Origin of the sequence: Ramlibacter humi, assembly GCF_004681975.1 — a bacterium.
In the GTDB taxonomy this organism is placed as follows: Bacteria; Pseudomonadota; Gammaproteobacteria; order Burkholderiales; family Burkholderiaceae_C; genus Ramlibacter; species Ramlibacter humi.
On sequence record NZ_SMLK01000006.1, the window covers coordinates 217,293 to 234,661 of the forward strand.

Consider the following 17,369-nt stretch of genomic DNA (forward strand, 5'->3'; position numbering starts at 1 on the left):
GTCAGCCGGGCTCGCCAGTGGCCGCATCGCCCATGCCGATGCGGCCGCCCCGCAGGATGCGCGCGGTGACGCCGCCGTGCCCGCGCAGCGCGTTGTAGGCGCCCTCGCCCAGGCGGTCTTCCATCTTGGAGCAGGGCTCGCATGGACCGGTGATCTCCAGCAGCACCTCGGCGCCGATGCGCAAGCGCAGCGGACGGTCCGCGAACAGCGATTTCGCGGCGAGCAGGTTGAGGCCCGACACCACCAGGTTGCGGCGCAGCTCGCCCGCATCGACTTCGCGCCTCAGCAGCGCGGCCACCACCGGCAAGTGCTCGGCCTGGAACAGCGTGACCTGCCGCCTGCTGCCGCCGCGGCCGGCCGCCGTGCGGTCGCCATCGATGCCGCGGCCCGCGATGGCGATGGCCGCGGACGGGCGCAGCACAGGCTGGCCGCGGGCGGGTCGCAGGTAGATCGCTTCCACCCGGCCGGCGGCCGGGAAGCGCGAAGACAGCTCGCGCAGGTCGCTCACTGAACCGGAGGATGCGGCGCGACGCGCACGCGTTCGGGCCGCACGCCGATGCCCACCAGGCGCGCCGGCAGGCGGCGCAGCAAAGGCAGCCGCTGCAGCAGCCTGACGCCGAGCGGCGGCGTCGCATGTTCGCCGGCCGGGCGCGCCAGCAGCGGCGACAGCAGCGAGTTCTGCACCGCGACCTGCGCGCGCTGCGTGACGCGCGCGGGCCACTGGCGGCGCTTCTGCACCGCTTCCAGGTCGCTGGCGCGCAAGCGCCCTTCGCGCAGCGGCACCGCGAGGAGGTTGGCCGCGGCCACCGCGTCCTGGATGGCGAGGTTGATGCCCACGCCGCCCACCGGCGACATCGCATGCGCGGCGTCGCCGATGCACAGCAGCCCCTCGCGCCACCAGCGCGGCAGGTCGGTGATCTGCACGCTGAGCAGCCTGATGTCGTCCCAGCTTTGCAGCGCCGCCAGTTGCGGCGCCAGGTAGGGCGCGATGGCGGCGACGCGGTCGCGGAAATGCGCCAGGCCCTGGGCCCGCAGCGTCTCCAGCGAGCCTTTCGGGATGACGTACGCGCATTGCCAGTAAGTGCCGCGGCCCAGCATCACCAGCATCGCGCCCGGCCGCAGGATGCCGCCGGTGCGCGCGGGATGCGCCTGCGCATCGCGTTCCAGGCGGAACCAGAGCACGTCGATGGGCGCGCCGACTTCGGTGATGGGCAAGCCGGCGCTTTCGCGGATGGTGGTGTGGCGGCCGTCCGCGCCCACGACCAGGTCCGCGCGGATGTGCCAGGCGCGCTCGCGGTTGCGCACCTGCACGCCGCGCACCGCGCCGCCTTCCTCGATCACGGCTTCCGCCTTGGTGCCCAGGAGCAGCGTGAAGTTCGGCAGCTTGCGCGCCTCGTCGGCCAGGAAGTCGAGGAAGTCCCACTGCGGCACCAGCACCAGGAAGGGCCGGGCCGCGGGCAGGTGCCGGAAGTCGGCGAGGGGGGTGATTTCGCCGAACACGTCGCCCACCAGCTCGGGCACTTCGTCGTGCGGCAGCTTCAGGAACGAGTCCAGCAGCCCCAGGTCCTGGAGCACCGTGAGCGTGGACGGATGGATGGTGTCGCCGCGGAAGTCACGCAGGAAGTCGTCGTGCTTCTCCAGCACGGTGACGCGCACGCCGGAACGCGCGAGCAGGTAGCCCAGCATCAGGCCGGCGGGTCCGCCGCCGGCGATGCAGCACTGCGTGGTGTCTTCGGGCTGGGACATGGCCGGGCATCGTACGCCCGGCCGCGTGATCCTGCAGGGCCGCGCGTCAGCGGCGGATCGGCGGGCGGCGGGGCGCGCCGCCGGCGTCGGGACGCCGCTCGGGCAGGTGGCGGAACATGATGCGGCCCTTGCTCAGGTCGTAGGGCGACATCTCCAGCGTCACGTCGTCGCCGGCGATGATGCGGATGCGGTGCTTCTTCATCTTGCCGCCCGTGTAGGCCACCAGTTCGTGCCCGTTGGACAGCACCACGCGGCAGCGGGAATCGGGGAGGATTTCCTCGACCCGGCCGCGCATTTCGATCAGCTCTTCCTTGGCCATGATGTTTCCTTCCGCGCGCGTTCGCGCGCATCAAAAAGACAAGCGCGCCGTGCCTGTCCCGGAACCCCGGGACACGACAGGCGCGCGATGTGGATGCCGGGACGGCCCGGCCGCGGATCAGTAACCGCGGTTGCCGCCGAAGCCGCCGGAGCGGGGAGCACGCGGTTCCATCGGACGCGCTTCGTTGACCACCAGGTCGCGGCCGCCGAAGTTCTGGCCGTTCATGCCTTCGATCGCGGCACGCGCTTCTTCGGCGCTGCCCATCTCCACGAAGCCGAAGCCCTTGGAGCGGCCGCTGTCGCGGTCCATCATGACCTTGGCGCTGGTGATGGAGCCGAACTGGCTGAACGCCTGCTCCATGTCGGAATCGCGGAACGAGTAGGGCAGGTTGCCCACGTAAAGTTTGTTGCCCATGAGGCCTCCAGAGTGAACGAGTTGACCGCGATGGGAGCCTGTGCGATCAAAAACCCTGGAAAAGCGGGGCATCCGGAAACACGTACTGACTAGTCACCGCGAGGTGTGCACCCACGAGGGATGCAACCCGCATTATCCACCGAGACGGGCCCCCGTGCCCACCGCCGGTGCAATTAACCGCACCGGCCGTCAGGCTGCGGGCTTGGCGTCCATCACCTGGGCCCAGCGGGACCAGGCGGCATCGGTCTGCTCACGGGCGCTCAGCCATTGCTCCAGTTCAGGCGTGTTTTTCGCGCGCTCGGCGTCGCCGGCGGCGACGGCTTCGGCATGGACCGAATCGAAACGGCGTTCGGCGGCGGCTTCGAGCGATTCCATGTGCAGCGCCGCAGATTCAACGAGGGCCAGTTCTTCCATCCATTCCTTCATCGACTGTCCCTTTCCAAACGACCGAGTATGGCAGCCACGGCGTTTTCGCGGCGGCCCAGCCGCGAACAACCGTCAAAGCGTCAGGTCATAGTCAACGCTGATCGGCGCGTGGTCGGAGAACTTCTCGGCCTTGTAGATCGCTTCGCGCCGGGCTTGCTGCGCGACGCCCGGCGTGGCCAGGTGGTAGTCGAGCCTCCAGCCCACGTTGTTGGCGTACGCCTGGCCGCGGTTGCTCCACCACGTGTAGCAGGTGTCCGTGGTGTCGGGCTGCAGGTGCCGGTACACGTCGACGATGCGGTGCTCGGACAAAAGCCGCGTCATCCACGCTCGTTCCTCGGGCAGGAAACCGCTGTTCTTGCGGTTGCTGCGCCAGTTCTTCAGGTCCTTTTCCTGGTGCGCGATGTTCACGTCGCCGCACAGCACGAACTCACGCTCGCCCTTCAGGCGCTGCAGGTGAGGCTCGAACTCGCCCAGGAAGCGGAACTTGGCCTGCTGGCGCTCCTCACCGGAAGACCCGCTGGGGAAGTACGCGCTGATGACGGAAAGCTTGCGCTGCGGCGTATCGAAGCGAAGCTCGACGTAGCGCCCTTCCGCGTCGAACTCGGTAGAGCCGAAGCCCACCACCACGTCGCTGGGCTCGCGCTTGCTGTACGCGGCGACGCCCGAGTAGCCCTTCTTCTGCGCGAAATGGAAGTGGCCCTTCAGGCCCGCCAGCGATTCGAAGCGCCCGGCGACGTCATCGGCCTGGGCCTTGACCTCCTGCACGCAAATACAATCCGGCTTCTCTTTTTCGAGCCAGGCTTCCACGCCCTTGCTGGCGGCCGAACGGATGCCGTTCAGGTTGAGGCTCGTGAGTTTGAACAAGGAATTTCCCATGTCGGCAGCGCTCGGCCAGGACGCCCTGGCGCAGGAGTTCGTTCAGTTCTCGGTGGAATCCGGCGTGCTGCGCTTCGGCGAGTTCAAGACCAAGGCCGGGCGGCTGTCGCCGTACTTCTTCAACGCGGGCCTGTTCGACGATGGGGCGAAGCTCGGCCGGCTGGCGCAATTCTATGCACGCCGCATCCTCGCCTCGGCCATCCGGTTCGACATGATCTTCGGGCCCGCGTACAAGGGCATCCCGCTGGCCGCGGCCGTCGCCATCGAGCTGGCGCGTGCCGGCCGCAACGTGCCGTACGCGTACAACCGCAAGGAAGCCAAGGACCACGGCGAGGGCGGCAACCTGGTCGGCGCGCCGGTCAAGGGCCGCGTGCTGGTCGTCGACGACGTCATGTCCGCCGGCACCGCGGCGCGCGAATCCATCGCCATCATCCAGGCCGCCGGCGCCACGCCGCACGCGGTGGCCATCGCGCTGGACCGCCAGGAAAAAGCGACCGAGAACGGCCAGGACGTCGACCACAGCGCCGTGCAGTACGTGCGGGACCAGCTGGGGCTGCAGGTGTGCGCCATCGCGAAACTGTCGGACCTGCTGGCGTACCTGCAGGCGCAGGGCGGCGCGGAACTCGGACAGCACTACGCCGGCGTGCTGGCGTACCGCGAGCGCTACGGCGTCGACTGAGCCGATGAGCTGGCCGGCGGCGCTTCACCGGCCCAGCTCAGCAGCATCTGCGCTGCCCCGTTGAGGCGGCAGTCTCCCTAGAATGGGCCGGTTACAGCGCCGGGAACCGGGCCCATGAAACGACCTCCCTTGCCGTCCCGTTGCAGCACGGGCATTCCTGGTCTCGACGAGATCCTCCACGGCGGATTGATCCGCGACCGCCTCTACCTGCTCGAAGGCGAGCCCGGCGCGGGCAAGACCACCCTGGCCTTGCAGTACCTCCTCGCGGGGGTCGCCGAAGGGGAGAAGTGCCTCTACGTCACCTTGTCGGAGACGCAAGACGAGCTGGTGGCCAACGCCGTTTCGCACGGCTGGACGCTGGACGGCATCGAGTTCTTCGAGCTGACCTCGGACCAGCAGGTGGCCGGCGAGGACGGCGGGCTGACCATGTTCCACCCGGCCGAGATCGAGCTGAGCGAGACCACGCGCAAGGTGCTCGAAGCGGTGGAGCGCACCTCGCCCAAGCGGCTGGTGTTCGACTCGCTCTCCGAATTGCGCCTGCTGGCGCAGGATTCGCTGCGCTATCGCCGCCAGATCCTGGCGCTGAAGCAGTACTTCCACGGCCGCGGCTGCACCGTGCTGCTGCTGGACGACCGCACGGCGCACGGCGAAGACCTGCAGCTGCAAAGCATCGCGCACGGCGTGATCTCGATGTACCACACGGCCCCCGCGTACGGCGCGGCGCTGCGGCAGCTGAAGATCACCAAGTTCCGCGGCAGCGCGTTCGAGAGCGGTTTCCAGGACATCGACATCATTCGCAGCGGCGTGCAGGTCTACCCGCGGCTGGTGGCGGCCGACCACGGCGTGGAGTTCGAGCGCGAGACCGTGCCCAGTGGCGTGCAACGGCTGGACGACCTGCTGGGCGGCGGCATCGAGCGCGGCACTTCGACGCTGCTGATCGGCCCGGCCGGCAGCGGCAAGTCCACCATCGCGCTGCAGTACGCGGCGGCGGCCGCGCGGCGCGGCGGCCATGCCGCGATGTTCATGTTCGAGGAGGGCCGCAACCTGCTCCTCAGCCGCGCTCGCGGGCTGGGCATCGACGTTCGGGAGGGCACCGGGCCCGGCAACATCATGATCCGCCAGCTGGATCCCGGCGAAGTGTCGCCCGGCCACTTCATCAGCCTGGTGCGCGAAGCGGTGGAGCGCAACGGCGCTCGCGTCATCGTCATCGACAGCCTCAACGGCTACCTGAACGCGATGCCCGAGGAGCGGGCGCTGATGGTGCAGCTGCACGAGCTGCTGGCCTTCCTGAACAACTGCGGCGTCGCCACGTTCCTGGTCGCGGCGCAGACCGGCATGCTGGGCGTGACCAAGGCCACGGTGGACACCAGCTACCTGGCCGACGCGGTGGTGCTGCTGCGCATGTTCGAGCACGCGGGCGCCATCAAAAAGGCGATCTCGGTGATGAAGAAGCGCAGCGGACGCCACGAGGAATCCATCCGCCATATCTGGTTCGACGGCCATGGCATCCACCTGAGCGAGCCGCTGATGAACCTGCGCGGCGTGCTGGCGGGCGTGCCCGTGGAGATCGAAATGCCGTCGACCATGCCGCCGGCGCAGCGGTTGCCCGGCGGATGAACGAGGCCACCGGGGACACTACCAGCGACCTCGTGCTGGTGGTGACGCCCACGCAGAAGGACGCCGCGGTCACGCGCAAGCTGCTGGGCCAGGCCGGCATCCGCGTCGACACCGAGGCGGATTTCGCGGCGGTCGCGCGCCGCATCGACGAAGGCGTCGGGGCTTTGCTGATCACCGACCTGGCGCTGGCGAACGCGCAAGTGGACGTCGTGCTGCAGGCCTTGCGGCAGCAGCCCTCGTGGTCCGGCCTGCCGGTCCTCGCCCTCTGCCAGCAGGGCACGCAGTCGCCGGTGGTGGAGCAGCTGCTGCGCACCATGGTGAACGTCACCATCCTGGACCGGCCCACGTCCACGCGCACGCTGGTCAGCGCGTTGCAGGCGGCGCTGCGGGGACGCCAGGCGCAGTACCAGATCCGCGACCAGATCGCGCGGCTGCGCGAAGCGGAAGAAACGCTGCGGCAGGTGGACCGCCGCAAGGACGAATTCCTCGCGACGCTGGCGCATGAATTGCGCAACCCGCTCGCGCCGCTGCGCAACGGCATCTCGCTGCTGGAGCGGCTGCCGCCCGGCGACGCGCGCGTGGGCGACCTGCGCGGCATGATGGACCGCCAGCTGCGACAGCTGGTGAAACTGATCGACGAACTGCTGGACGTCTCGCGCATCGCCACCGGCAAGATCGCGCTGGAGCGCAAGCGCGTGGACATGCGCGAGATCGTGCAGCTCGCGCTGGAGAGCTGCGAGCCTGCCGTCGCGGCGGCCGGGCATCGGGTCACGACGGAATTGCCCGGGCAGCCGGTCTGCGTCGATGGCGATGCGGCGCGGCTGGCCCAGGTGGTGAGCAACCTGGTGGGCAACTCGGTCAAGTACACGCCGGCCGGCGGCGAAATCTCGGTGCGTCTCGCCGAGGCGGCCGGCGAAGTGCGGCTGGCCGTCACCGACAACGGCGCGGGCATCCCGGCGCCCATGCTGGACCAGGTGTTCGAGCTGTTCGCGCAGGTGAACCAGACGCTGGACCGCGCGCAGGGCGGGCTGGGCATCGGCTTGTCGCTGGCACGCCGGCTGGTGCAGTTGCACGGCGGCTCCATCCAGGCGCGCAGCGAAGGCAGCGGCCGCGGCAGCACCTTCGAGTTGCACCTGCCTGCAGCCCCCGCCCCGGCCGACGAACCCGCGGCCGCGCCGACCGCCGCGGACACGCAATCGCAGCGCGCATTGCAGTTGCTGGTGATCGACGACAACGTCGACGCCGCCGATTCGCTGGGCATGCTGCTGCGCGCGCTGGGCCACGACACCGACGTGGTCTACAGCGCGACCGACGCGCTGCGGGCCCTCGACCGGGTGCGCCCGGACGCGGTGTTCTGCGACATCGGCATGCCGGGCATGGACGGCTATGCATTCGCGGCCGCCTTCCGCTCGCAGCCGCGGCTGCGCGACGTGAGGCTGGTGGCGCTGACGGGTTGGGGCGCGGAAAGCGACAAGAGCCGCACGTTCGACGCGGGGTTCGACCTGCACCTGACGAAGCCCGCGGACCCGAAGCAGGTGCAGGCCGTGCTGCACGGGTTGTAGGGAAAACCGTTCGGGGTCAGCCCCCACCCCAGCCCTCCCCCCGGAGGGGAGGGAGCAAGCCTGTCAGGCGGAGAGCTTCTTGCGCAGCAGCTCGTTCACCTGCTGCGGGTTGGCCTTGCCCTTGGTGGCCTTCATCGCCTGGCCGACCAGCGCGTTGAACGCCTTGTCCTTGCCGGCCTTGAACTGCGCGACGTTGTCGGCGTTGGCGGCGAGGATGTCGTCGAGGATCTTCTCCAGCTCGCCGCTGTCGCTCATCTGCCTGAGGCCCTTGGCCTCGATGACGGCATCGACGCCGGAACCTTCGCCGGTCCACAGCGCATCGAACACCTGCCTGGCGGCGTTGTTGGAGATCGTGCCGTCGGCGATTCGGCCGACCAGCGCGGCCAGCGTCGCGGCGGATACCGGCGCCTGCTCGATGCCGATCTCCTGCGCATTCAGGCGGCGCGACACTTCGCCCATCACCCAGTTGCTCGCCGGCTTGGGCTGGCCGCTGGCTTTCGCGGCCGCCTCGAAGTAGGCCGCCATCGCCGGGCTCTGTGTCAACGTGGTGGCGTCGTACTCGGGCAGGCCGTACTGCGACACGAACCGCGCGGCCATCGCGCGCGGCAGCTCGGGCATCTGGCCGCGCACCTGCTCCACCCACTCGCGCGCCACCACCAGCGGCGGCAGGTCGGGGTCCGGGAAATAGCGGTAGTCGGCCGCGTCTTCCTTGGTGCGCATGGCGCGCGTCTCGCCCGTGTCGGGGTCGAACAGCACGGTGGCCTGCTGGATGGCGCGGCCGTCTTCCAGTTCCTCGATCTGCCAGCGGATCTCGTAATCGATCGCCTGCTGCATGAACTTGAAGCTGTTCAGGTTCTTGATCTCGCGCCGCGTGCCCAGCGGCTGGCCGGGCTTGCGCACCGACACGTTGGCGTCGCAGCGGAAGCTGCCTTCCTGCATGTTGCCGTCGCAGATGCCGATCCAGGTGACGATCTTGTGCAGCTCTTTCGCGTACGCGATCGCTTCTTCCGTGGAGCGGATGTCCGGCTCGGTCACGATCTCCAGCAGCGGCGTGCCCGCGCGGTTCAGATCGATGCCCGACTGGCCGATGAAGTCTTCGTGCAGCGATTTGCCGGCGTCTTCCTCGAGGTGGGCGCGCACGAGGCGGACGGACTTCTTCTCTTCGCCGAGGTAGAACGCCACGACACCGCCCTGCACCACCGGAATCTCGTACTGGCTGATCTGGTAGCCCTTGGGCAGGTCCGGATAGAAGTAGTTCTTGCGCGCGAACACGCTGCGCGGCGCGATGGTGGAACCGACCGCCAGGCCCAGCTTGATGGCGCAGACCACGGCTTCCCTGTTCATCACCGGCAGCGTGCCCGGCAGCGCCAAGTCCACCGCGCTGGCCTGCGTGTTCGGCTCGGCGCCGAAATCGGTGGGCGCGCGGCTGAAGATCTTGGACTTCGTCGCCAGTTGCGTGTGCGTCTCGAAGCCGATGACGACTTCGTAGCCCTGGACGAGTTTGGCGGCGCTCATTGCACGCCCCCGGGCTTCTTCTGGTGGAAGTCCGTCACCTGCTGGAAGCGATGCGCCGCATTCAACAGCCGCGACTCCTGGAAGTAGTTGCCGATCAGCTGCATGCCCACGGGCAGGCCGCCCTCGCCGAAACCGCAGGGCACGCTCATGCCGGGCAGGCCCGCCAGCGAGCCGGGCAGCGTGAAGATGTCGGCCAGGTAGTTGGCCACGGGGTCGCCGGACTTGTCGCCGAGCTTCCAGGCCACCGTGGGTGCCACGGGGCCGGCGATGACGTCGCACTCGGCGAAAGCGCGCTTGAAGTCGTCGGCGATCATGCGGCGGATCTTCTGCGCCTGCAGGTAGTACGCGTCGTAGTAGCCGTGCGAGAGCACGTAGGTGCCGATCATGATGCGGCGCTTGACTTCGTCGCCGAAGCCTTCGGCGCGCGTCTTCTTGTACATGTCGATCAGGTCGCCGTACTGCTTCGCGCGGTGGCCGAACTTCACGCCGTCGAAGCGCGAGAGGTTGGACGAAGCTTCGGCGGGCGCGATGATGTAGTAGACAGGGATGGAGAGCTCGGTGCGCGGCAGCGAGATCTCGACGCGCTTCGCGCCCAGCTTCTCGTATTGGCGCAGCGCCGCGTCGATGGCTTCGCGCACGTCGGCCGCAAGGCCCTCGCCGAAGAACTCCTTCGGCACGCCGATGCGCAGTCCTTCCAGGGAATTGCCCAGCGACTTCGTGAAGTCTTCCGGCGGCACGTCCAGCGAAGTGGAATCGCGGTCGGGATCGGGCCCGCACATCGCCGACAGCAGCAGCGCGCAGTCTTCCGCGCTGCGCGCCATCGGGCCGGCCTGGTCCAGGCTGGACGCGAAGGCGATCATCCCGTAGCGCGACGCACGGCCGTAGGTGGGCTTGATGCCGGTGATGCCGCAAAACGAAGCGGGCTGGCGGATCGAGCCGCCGGTGTCGGTGCCGGTGGTGGCCGGCGCCAGACGCGCGGCGACGGCCACCGCGCTGGCGCCCGAGGAACCGCCCGGAATGCGCGCGGTGTCCCAGGGATTCTTCGCGGGCTTGTACGCGGAGTTTTCGTTGGACGAGCCCATCGCGAACTCGTCGCAGTTCAGCTTGCCCAGCGTGACCATGCCGGCCTCGGCCAGCTTGCGCACGACGGTGGCATCGAATGGCGAGCGGTAGCCTTCCAGCATCTTCGAGCCCGCGGTGCTGGGGAAGTCGCGCGTGACGAAGATGTCCTTGTGCGCGACCGGCACGCCCAGCAGCGGCGCGGCGTCGCCCTTGGCGATGCGCTCGTCGGCGGCGCGGGCTTGCGCCAGCGTGGCTTCTTCGTTGGTCGAAAGGTAAGTGCCCAGCGTGTCGGCCTGGCCGCGCGCGAGGAAATGCTTCGCGACTTCGGTGGCTGAAACGTCCTTGGTCCGAAGCTGCTTCGCGAGTTCGGCGACGGAGAGGTCGTGCAGCGCCATCACTCGATCACCTTCGGCACGAGAAACAGCCCGCGTTCGACCGCGGGCGCGCTTTGCTGGTTGGCTTCCCGCTGGTTCGGCTCGCTCGCCACGTCGTCGCGCAGGCGCAGCTGCACGTCCTCGAAGGCGGCCACCGGGTGGGCCAGGGGTTCGATCCCCGCGGTATCCACAGCCCGCATCGTCTCCACGATGGAGAAGAAGCCATTGATCTGGGTCAGCATGCGCTCGCTCTCGTGAGGCTGCAGTTCCAGGCGCGCCAGGTGCTGGATGCGCCGGATGTCGTCAGGGGTGAGTGCCATGGGTTCGGAAGCCGGGAAACCGAATGTAAGCGCGACCGTGCGGAGGCCCGTCACGGCCGAGTTATTCACAGGGGATCAGGTATTATCCCGCCTTCGGTGCACGGCCCCTTTTCCGGGGCCGCTTTCACACAAGAAGAGGATTCCCCCAAATGTTCGGAGCGTTCCGTCGGTACCTCTCGACCGACCTGGCCATTGACCTGGGCACCGCCAACACGCTGATCTTCGTCCGGGACAAGGGCATCGTGCTGGACGAACCGTCGGTGGTCGCCATCCGCCACGAAGGGGGCCCGCAGGGCAAGAAGACGATCCAGGCCGTGGGCCACGAAGCCAAGGCCATGCTGGGCAAGGTGCCCGGCAACATCGAAGCCATCCGGCCGATGAAGGACGGCGTGATCGCCGACTTCACCGTCACGGAGCAGATGCTCAAGCAGTTCATCAAGATGGTCCACCCGCGGTCCATGATGAAACCCAGCCCCCGCATCATCATCTGCGTGCCCTGCGGCTCCACCCAGGTGGAGCGCCGTGCCATCCGCGAATCGGCGCTGGGCGCCGGCGCCAGCGAGGTCTACCTGATCGAGGAACCCATGGCCGCGGCCATCGGCGCCGGCCTGCCGGTGTCGGAAGCGTCCGGCTCCATGGTCGTCGACATCGGCGGCGGCACCACCGAAGTGGGCGTCATCTCGCTGGGCGGCATGGTCTACAAGGGCAGCGTGCGCGTCGGCGGCGACAAGTTCGACGAAGCCATCATCAGCTACATCCGCCGCAACTACGGCATGCTGATCGGCGAGCCCACCGCCGAAGCGATCAAGAAGAACATCGGCTCGGCTTTCCCGGGCAGCGAAGTCAAGGAGATCGAGGTCAAGGGCCGCAACCTGTCCGAAGGCGTGCCGCGCTCGTTCACCATCTCCTCCAACGAGATCCTGGAAGCGCTGACCGACCCGCTGAACAACATCGTGTCGGCGGTGAAGAACGCGCTGGAGTCCACCCCGCCCGAGCTGGGCGCCGACATCGCCGAACGCGGGATGATGCTCACCGGCGGCGGCGCGCTGCTGCGCGACCTGGACCGCCTGCTGGCCGAGGAAACCGGCCTGCCGGTGCTGGTGGCCGAAGACCCGCTGACCTGCGTGGTGCGCGGCTGCGGCATCGCGCTGGAGCGGATGGAACGCCTGGGATCGATCTTCACCAGCGAATGAGGCTTTTCCCTTCTTCCACCCGGAAGAAGGGCTCACCATGCCGTTAGGCACCCTAGACCGCACGCCACCGCCCTTCTTCAAGCAGGGCCCGTCGGCGTTGTCCAAGCTGATGGTGTTCAGCGCGCTCGCGCTGTTCCTCATGGTGGCGGACGTCCGTTTCCGCATCACCCAGCCGCTGCGCCAGGCCGTCGGCACCGTGCTGTACCCGCTGCAATGGACCGTGCTGCGGCCGGTGCTGCTGCTGCGCGAAGGCGGCGAATACTTCGAGGCCCTGCGCGACGCGCAGGCGCTGGAAGCGCAGGCCCGCGCCAAGCTGGCCCAGCAATCGCAGCGCGCCAACCAGGTGGAGCAGCTGGCGCAGGAAAACGCCCGGCTGCGCAAGCTGCTGGCGCTGCGCGAGCGCATCACCACGCCCGCGCAGGCGGCCGAGGTGCTCTATGACGCGCAGGACCCGTACACCCGCAAGGTCATCATCGACAAGGGGCTGACGCAAGGCATCGAGGAAGGCTCGCCGGTGATCGACGAATCCGGCGTGCTGGGCCAGGTGACGCGCGTGCACCCCTTCATCGCCGAAGTGACGCTCATCACCGACCGCGACCAGTCCATCCCGGTGCTCAACTCGCGCACCGGCGCGCGCAGCGTAGCTTTCGGCGATCCCACCGGCGCGCACGCCGGCGCGCTGGAACTGCGCTTCATGGCCGGCAACGCCGACGTGCAGTCCGGCGACCTGCTCACCACCAGCGGCGTGGACGGCATCTACCCGCCGGGCCTGCCGGTGGCCAAGGTCGACAAGGTGGAGCGTCGCGCCGATTCCGCGTTCGCCCGCATCTACTGCGTGCCGCAGGCGCTGGTGGACGGCGCGCGCCACGTCATGGTGCTCAAGCCCGTCTCCGCGCAAATCCCGCAGCGGCCGCCGGCGGAACCGGTGCAGCCGGTCAAGCCGCAGAAGAAGGGGCCGGGAGGGGTGTCGCCATGATCATGCGCCCGGGCCAGCAGCTGCTGCTGCCTGCCAATCCCTTCTTCATCTGGTTCAGCCTGATCGTGGCCATGCTGGCCAACATGCTGCCGCTCGGGCGCACGCCGTGGATGCCCGACCTGGTGGCGTTGACGCTGGTGTTCTGGAGCGTGCACCAGCCGCTTCGCATCGGCATCGGCGCGGCCTTCCTGTTCGGCATCGCGATGGACGTGCACCAGGCCACGCTGCTCGGGCAGCACGCGCTGGCGTACACCGCGCTCTCGTTCTTCGCCATCACCATCCACCGCCGCCTGCTCTGGTTCACGGTGCCGTCGCAGGCGGTGCAGGTGCTGCCCCTCTTCTTCGCGTCGCACGCCATCGAGCTGGCCATCCGCCTGATCGCGGGCGGCATGTTCCCGGGTGTGTCCATCATGCTCGCACCCGTGATCGAAGCCCTGCTTTGGCCGGTGGTGAGCATCATCCTGCTGGCGCCGCAGCGCCGCGCGCCCGATCCGGACGAGAATCGGCCGCTGTAGCGGCATGACCGCTCGCCAAGGCTCGCATGACTTCGCTGCGCTCGATGACCGATGACCGGACCAGCGGCAAGACGCTGCCCGGCCGTCATTCGTCATCGCCGCCGCGCGGCGGCGAGGCCATGCGTGCGGAGCGAAGCGGTCATTCGTCATGACAGAGCTCAGAAACGTCGAAGCCGACCTTTCGAGGTTCCGCGCGCGCGTGCTCGCGGCCAGCCTGGTGGTGCTGGCGTGCTTCTTCCTGCTGGCGATGCGGCTGGTGTACCTGCAGGTGTTCCGCCACGAAGACCTGAGCGAGCAGGCCGAGAACAACCGAACCGCGGTCGTGCCCATCGTCCCCAACCGCGGCCTGATCCTGGACCGCAACGGCATCGTGCTGGCCAGCAACTACTCGGCCTACACGCTGGAGATGACGCCCTCGCGCATGGCCGGCAACCTGGACCAGGTGATCGACCAGCTGGCCACGGTGGTGGAAATCCAGCCGCGCGATCGCCGCCGCTTCAAGAAGCTGCTGGAAGAATCCAAGAGTTTCGAGTCGCTGCCCATCCGCACCAAGCTCACCGACGAGGAAGTGGCGCGGTTCGCCGCGCAGCGTTACCGCTTCCCCGGCGTGGAGATCAAGGCGCGCCTGTTCCGCAGCTACCCGTTCGGCGAACTCGCCAGCCACGTCATCGGCTACATCGGCCGCATCAACCAGGCCGAGAAGAAGCAGCAGGAAGACTGGCCCGACGAGGACCAGGCCAACTACCGCGGCACCGAGTACATCGGCAAGCTGGGCGTGGAGCAGAGCTTCGAGCGGCAGCTGCACGGGCAGACCGGCGTGGAGCAGGTGGAGACGTCCGCCGGCGGCCGCGCGGTGCGCAAGCTGGCCAGCAGCCCCGCCACGCCCGGCGACACGGTGAAGCTGGGCCTGGACATCCAGCTGCAGAAGCTGGTGGAAGACCTGTACGGCAACCGGCGCGGCGCGCTGGTGGCCATCGAGCCGAAAACGGGCGAGGTCCTGGCCTTCGTCTCCAAGCCCACGTTCGATCCCAACCTGTTCGTCGACGGCATCGACGCCGAGAACTGGGCGGCGCTGAACGAGTCCATCGACAAGCCGCTGCTCAATCGCGCGCTGCGCGGCACCTATCCACCCGGTTCCACCTACAAGCCTTTCATGGCGCTGGCGGCCCTGGAGACGGGCAAGCGCACGCCCAACCAGGTGTTCGCGGATCCCGGCTACTTCTGGTTCGGCAACCACAAGTTCCGCGACGACAAGGAAGGCGGCCACGGCCCGATGGACATGTACCGTTCCATCGTGATGTCGTGCGACACCTACTACTACATGGTGGCCAACGACATGGGCGTGGACCTGATCCACGAACAGATGAGCCACTTCGGCTTCGGCGAGATCACCGGCATCGACATCCTGGGCGAGTCGCGCGGCCTGCTGCCGTCCACGGCCTGGAAGCGCGCGGCCTACAAGCGGCCCGAGCAGCAGAAGTGGTACGCCGGCGAAACCATCTCGCTGGGCATCGGCCAGGGCTACAACAACTTCACCATGCTGCAGCTGGCCACCGCCACGGCCACCATCGCCAACCAGGGCGCGCGCATGAAGCCGCACCTGGTCAGCGAGGTGATCGACATCACCTCGCGCAAGGGCACGAAGGTGGAGCCGCAGCAAGTGGGCCAGCTGACCGCCAAGCCCGAAAACCTGGCGGTGATCCGCAAGGCGCTGATCGGTGTGAACCTGGAAGGCACGTCGGCGGCCGCGTTCCGCAACGCGCCGTACACCAGCGGCGGCAAGACCGGCACGGCGCAGGTGATCACGATCGCGCAGAACGCCAAGTACAACGCTTCGCAGCTGGACGAACGCCACCGCGACCATGCGCTGTTCATGGCCTTCGCGCCGGCCGAAGACCCGAAGATCGCGCTGGCGATGGTGGTGGAGAACGCCGGCTTCGGCGCGGCCAACGCGGCGCCCATCGCGCGTCGCGTGTTCGACTACTGGCTGCAGGGGCTGTACCCCAGCGAAGAAGACATGGCCGCGGTGCAGAAGGGCCAGGCCACCACGCCCATCGGCAAGCCGCGCAAGGCTTCGGAAGTGGGTTTCCCGGGCGGCAATGCGGCCGCCGCGGCGGCCGCTGCCGCGGCACCTGCTTCGTCGCCCTTCCCCGTGGCGGCCACGCCGTCGATGGCCGACCTGCCGCCCGACGCGGCCATCCCGGTCAGCGCGCGGCCCCGCTGATCAATTCAGCGCGGTGCGTTCCGGCGCCGTGCGCCACCAGGCCAGCATCGCCTGGAAGTCGCCGCCGAACCCGCGCTTGAGCAAAGCCTCGTAGCCGATCGAACAAGCGAAGGCCTGCCCCTCGTCCAGCAACTGCCGGCTGGCCGCCGCGTTGCACTCGACCAGCAGCCGCTTCAGGCAGGGCTCGCCCAGGTTCTCGTACTGGCGGATGCGTTCGTCGCGGTGGAGCAGCGGATTGCCGGCGTGCTCGGGTTCGTGGCAACCCGAGGGCACCGCTTGCGGTTTCGGCGGCGAAAGTGCGCCGGGTTCCGCCAGCGCCTCGCCACCGAAGGCCAGCGCGCCGATCGCCACCATGCAACGCAACAGTCGCCCATCCATGCTGTGCACCTCGCCGGCACCCTGCCGTGCCTGGAAGTTGCCAGCCGCACGGCGCAGGCCGCATCAGCCGAATGCCACGCGCGGCGTCAGCGGGCGTCGTGCGTCGAGGAGCTTCCCGCCGCGGCGGCGAGCCAATCGGTGACCGTGCGCGGCATCGCGAGCACATGCGCGGGCGGCCCGCCCGAAGGGAAGCCGACATGGCCGCCGGTGCAGGGCTGCCAGAGCGTCACGGAAGGACCCACCTGTCCCGGCGTCGGCAGGCTGTGCGCGGGGACGAACGGATCGTTGCGTGCGTTCAGCACCAGCGCGGGGATGCGCACATGGGGCAGGTGCGGCTTGGCCGACGCGCGCGCCCAGTAGTCGTCGGTGTCGCGGAAGCCGTGCAGTGGCGCGGTGAAAAGGTTGTCGAACTCATACAGGTCTCGCGCGGCGAGCAGCGCTTCGCGATCGAACAGGCCCGGGTGCTGCGCCAGCTTCGCCAGCGCCTTCGGCCGCATGGTGCGCAGGAACATCGTGGTGTAGACGAGCCGGTTGAAGCCGCGGCCGATGGCCTCGCCGCCGGCTGCCAGGTCCAGCGGCGAACACACCGAGGCCGCGGCATCCGCGAGCCGCGCGGCGGATTGACCCATCTCACCAGCCCAACGCATCAGCGCGTTGCCGCCCAGGGACACGCCCACCGCGAGCAGGCGCCCCGTGTGGCGTTCGCGCAGCCGGCGCAGGATCCAGTCGACCTCCTCGAAGTCGCCCGAGTGGTAGGCGCGCGGCCCCAGGTTGATCTCGCCGCTGCAGCCGCGGAAGTGCGGCACCACGAAAGCGAAGCCGCGCTCGCGCGCGCAGCTGGCGAAAGCTTCGGCGTAGTGGCTGCGCGAAGAGCCTTCGAGCCCGTGGAACAGCACCAGCAGCGGCGCATCGGGCGCGTGCGGCGCGTCGAGCCAGTCGAGGTCGACGAAGTCGCCGTCGGGGGCGGTCCACCGCTCGCGGCGATACGCGGGCGCGGGCCCATCGGTGCGCCGCGCCAGCAGCGCGGGCCAGATCGTCTGCAGGTTGCCGCCCGGCAGCCAGGCGGGCGCGGCATAGGGCCAGGAAGAGTCGGCTGTCGTCATGACGCGGGCGGATCGATTCTGCCTGACCGACGGCGCCACGCCGGCGGGCGCGCGCGGCCTGAGCGGCCGG

Annotated in this window: 18 protein-coding genes and 1 pseudogene; 8 read left to right on the forward strand and 11 right to left on the reverse strand. The window is 68.8% G+C overall.

What is annotated here, in order from left to right:
* Position 1: 1 nt before the first annotated feature.
* The 6 genes and pseudogenes from EZ216_RS17345 to EZ216_RS17370 all read right to left on the reverse strand — a co-directional run bounded on the left by EZ216_RS17345 (position 2) and on the right by EZ216_RS17370 (position 3,769).
* Positions 2-508, reverse strand: coding sequence for an MOSC domain-containing protein (locus EZ216_RS17345; protein WP_135251046.1), 507 nt, complete (start codon positions 506-508; stop codon positions 2-4).
* The gene (locus EZ216_RS17350; RefSeq protein ID WP_135251047.1) at positions 505-1,746 is read right to left on the reverse strand and encodes an FAD-dependent oxidoreductase; all 1,242 of its coding nucleotides are present in this window, start codon (positions 1,744-1,746) and stop codon (positions 505-507) included. Before EZ216_RS17350 ends, EZ216_RS17345 begins: the two co-directional genes overlap by 4 nt.
* Positions 1,747-1,792: 46 nt before the next feature.
* Positions 1,793-2,068 (reverse strand): translation initiation factor IF-1, encoded by a 276-nt coding sequence (gene infA / locus EZ216_RS17355; protein WP_239024428.1) that lies wholly within the window; start codon positions 2,066-2,068, stop codon positions 1,793-1,795.
* A gap of 120 nt (positions 2,069-2,188) precedes the next feature.
* Positions 2,189-2,479 (reverse strand): annotated as a pseudogene (gene rbp, locus EZ216_RS17360) (RNA-binding regulator); the annotation flags it as partial.
* Positions 2,480-2,668: 189 nt separating this feature from the next.
* Positions 2,669-2,893 carry a hypothetical protein gene (locus tag EZ216_RS17365; protein ID WP_135251050.1) on the reverse strand — a complete coding sequence of 75 codons (225 nt, stop codon included), beginning with the start codon at positions 2,891-2,893 and terminating at the stop codon, positions 2,669-2,671.
* A gap of 84 nt (positions 2,894-2,977) precedes the next feature.
* Complete coding sequence (locus EZ216_RS17370) at positions 2,978-3,769, reverse strand: exodeoxyribonuclease III (RefSeq protein WP_135251051.1); 792 nt, start codon at positions 3,767-3,769, stop codon at positions 2,978-2,980.
* A 10-nt stretch (positions 3,770-3,779) separates the two neighbouring features.
* Between EZ216_RS17370 and pyrE the strand changes: the two genes are divergently transcribed.
* From pyrE to EZ216_RS17385, 3 genes are all read left to right on the forward strand, one after another.
* Entirely contained in the window at positions 3,780-4,460 is a 681-nt protein-coding gene (pyrE, locus tag EZ216_RS17375) for an orotate phosphoribosyltransferase (RefSeq protein ID WP_135251052.1), read from the forward strand.
* A gap of 114 nt (positions 4,461-4,574) precedes the next feature.
* Positions 4,575-6,077: an ATPase domain-containing protein gene (locus EZ216_RS17380; RefSeq protein WP_135251053.1), complete on the forward strand. Its 1,503-nt coding sequence runs from the start codon at positions 4,575-4,577 to the stop codon at positions 6,075-6,077.
* Positions 6,074-7,639: an ATP-binding protein gene (locus EZ216_RS17385; protein ID WP_135251054.1), complete on the forward strand. Its 1,566-nt coding sequence runs from the start codon at positions 6,074-6,076 to the stop codon at positions 7,637-7,639. The genes EZ216_RS17380 and EZ216_RS17385 overlap by 4 nt, the downstream gene beginning before the upstream one ends.
* 63 nt (positions 7,640-7,702) lie before the next feature.
* Here EZ216_RS17385 and gatB read toward each other — a convergent pair whose 3' ends face one another.
* From gatB to gatC, 3 genes are read right to left on the reverse strand one after another with little or no spacing between them, the layout of a single operon-like run.
* The gene (gene gatB, locus EZ216_RS17390) at positions 7,703-9,154 is read right to left on the reverse strand and encodes an Asp-tRNA(Asn)/Glu-tRNA(Gln) amidotransferase subunit GatB (protein ID WP_135251055.1); all 1,452 of its coding nucleotides are present in this window, start codon (positions 9,152-9,154) and stop codon (positions 7,703-7,705) included.
* Positions 9,151-10,611, reverse strand: a complete 1,461-nt coding sequence (gene gatA, locus EZ216_RS17395) for an Asp-tRNA(Asn)/Glu-tRNA(Gln) amidotransferase subunit GatA (protein ID WP_135251056.1) — start codon at positions 10,609-10,611, stop codon at positions 9,151-9,153. The genes gatB and gatA overlap by 4 nt, the downstream gene beginning before the upstream one ends.
* Positions 10,611-10,910 carry an Asp-tRNA(Asn)/Glu-tRNA(Gln) amidotransferase subunit GatC gene (gene gatC, locus EZ216_RS17400; RefSeq protein WP_135251057.1) on the reverse strand — a complete coding sequence of 100 codons (300 nt, stop codon included), beginning with the start codon at positions 10,908-10,910 and terminating at the stop codon, positions 10,611-10,613. The genes gatA and gatC overlap by 1 nt, the downstream gene beginning before the upstream one ends.
* Before the next feature lie 149 nt (positions 10,911-11,059).
* Here gatC and EZ216_RS17405 point away from each other — a divergent pair, with 149 nt between their 5' ends.
* From EZ216_RS17405 to mrdA, 5 genes are read left to right on the forward strand one after another with little or no spacing between them, the layout of a single operon-like run.
* Positions 11,060-12,103: a rod shape-determining protein gene (locus EZ216_RS17405; RefSeq protein WP_135251058.1), complete on the forward strand. Its 1,044-nt coding sequence runs from the start codon at positions 11,060-11,062 to the stop codon at positions 12,101-12,103.
* Between the two features lie 37 nt (positions 12,104-12,140).
* On the forward strand, positions 12,141-13,079 hold the full coding sequence (mreC, locus tag EZ216_RS17410) for a rod shape-determining protein MreC (RefSeq protein WP_135251059.1): 939 nt from the start codon (positions 12,141-12,143) through the stop codon (positions 13,077-13,079).
* Positions 13,076-13,594 carry a rod shape-determining protein MreD gene (gene mreD, locus EZ216_RS17415; RefSeq protein ID WP_135251060.1) on the forward strand — a complete coding sequence of 173 codons (519 nt, stop codon included), beginning with the start codon at positions 13,076-13,078 and terminating at the stop codon, positions 13,592-13,594. Before mreC ends, mreD begins: the two co-directional genes overlap by 4 nt.
* A gap of 26 nt (positions 13,595-13,620) precedes the next feature.
* Positions 13,621-13,746, forward strand: a complete 126-nt coding sequence (locus EZ216_RS22005) for a hypothetical protein (RefSeq protein WP_275405157.1) — start codon at positions 13,621-13,623, stop codon at positions 13,744-13,746.
* Positions 13,743-15,818, forward strand: a complete 2,076-nt coding sequence (gene mrdA, locus EZ216_RS17420) for a penicillin-binding protein 2 (protein WP_135251061.1) — start codon at positions 13,743-13,745, stop codon at positions 15,816-15,818. The genes EZ216_RS22005 and mrdA overlap by 4 nt, the downstream gene beginning before the upstream one ends.
* On the opposite strand, the gene EZ216_RS17425 is transcribed toward mrdA, so the two are convergent.
* On the reverse strand, positions 15,819-16,196 hold the full coding sequence (locus tag EZ216_RS17425) for a hypothetical protein (protein ID WP_135251062.1): 378 nt from the start codon (positions 16,194-16,196) through the stop codon (positions 15,819-15,821).
* An 86-nt stretch (positions 16,197-16,282) separates the two neighbouring features.
* Entirely contained in the window at positions 16,283-17,299 is a 1,017-nt protein-coding gene (locus EZ216_RS17430) for a YheT family hydrolase (protein WP_135251063.1), read from the reverse strand.
* Positions 17,300-17,369 lie beyond the last annotated feature (70 nt).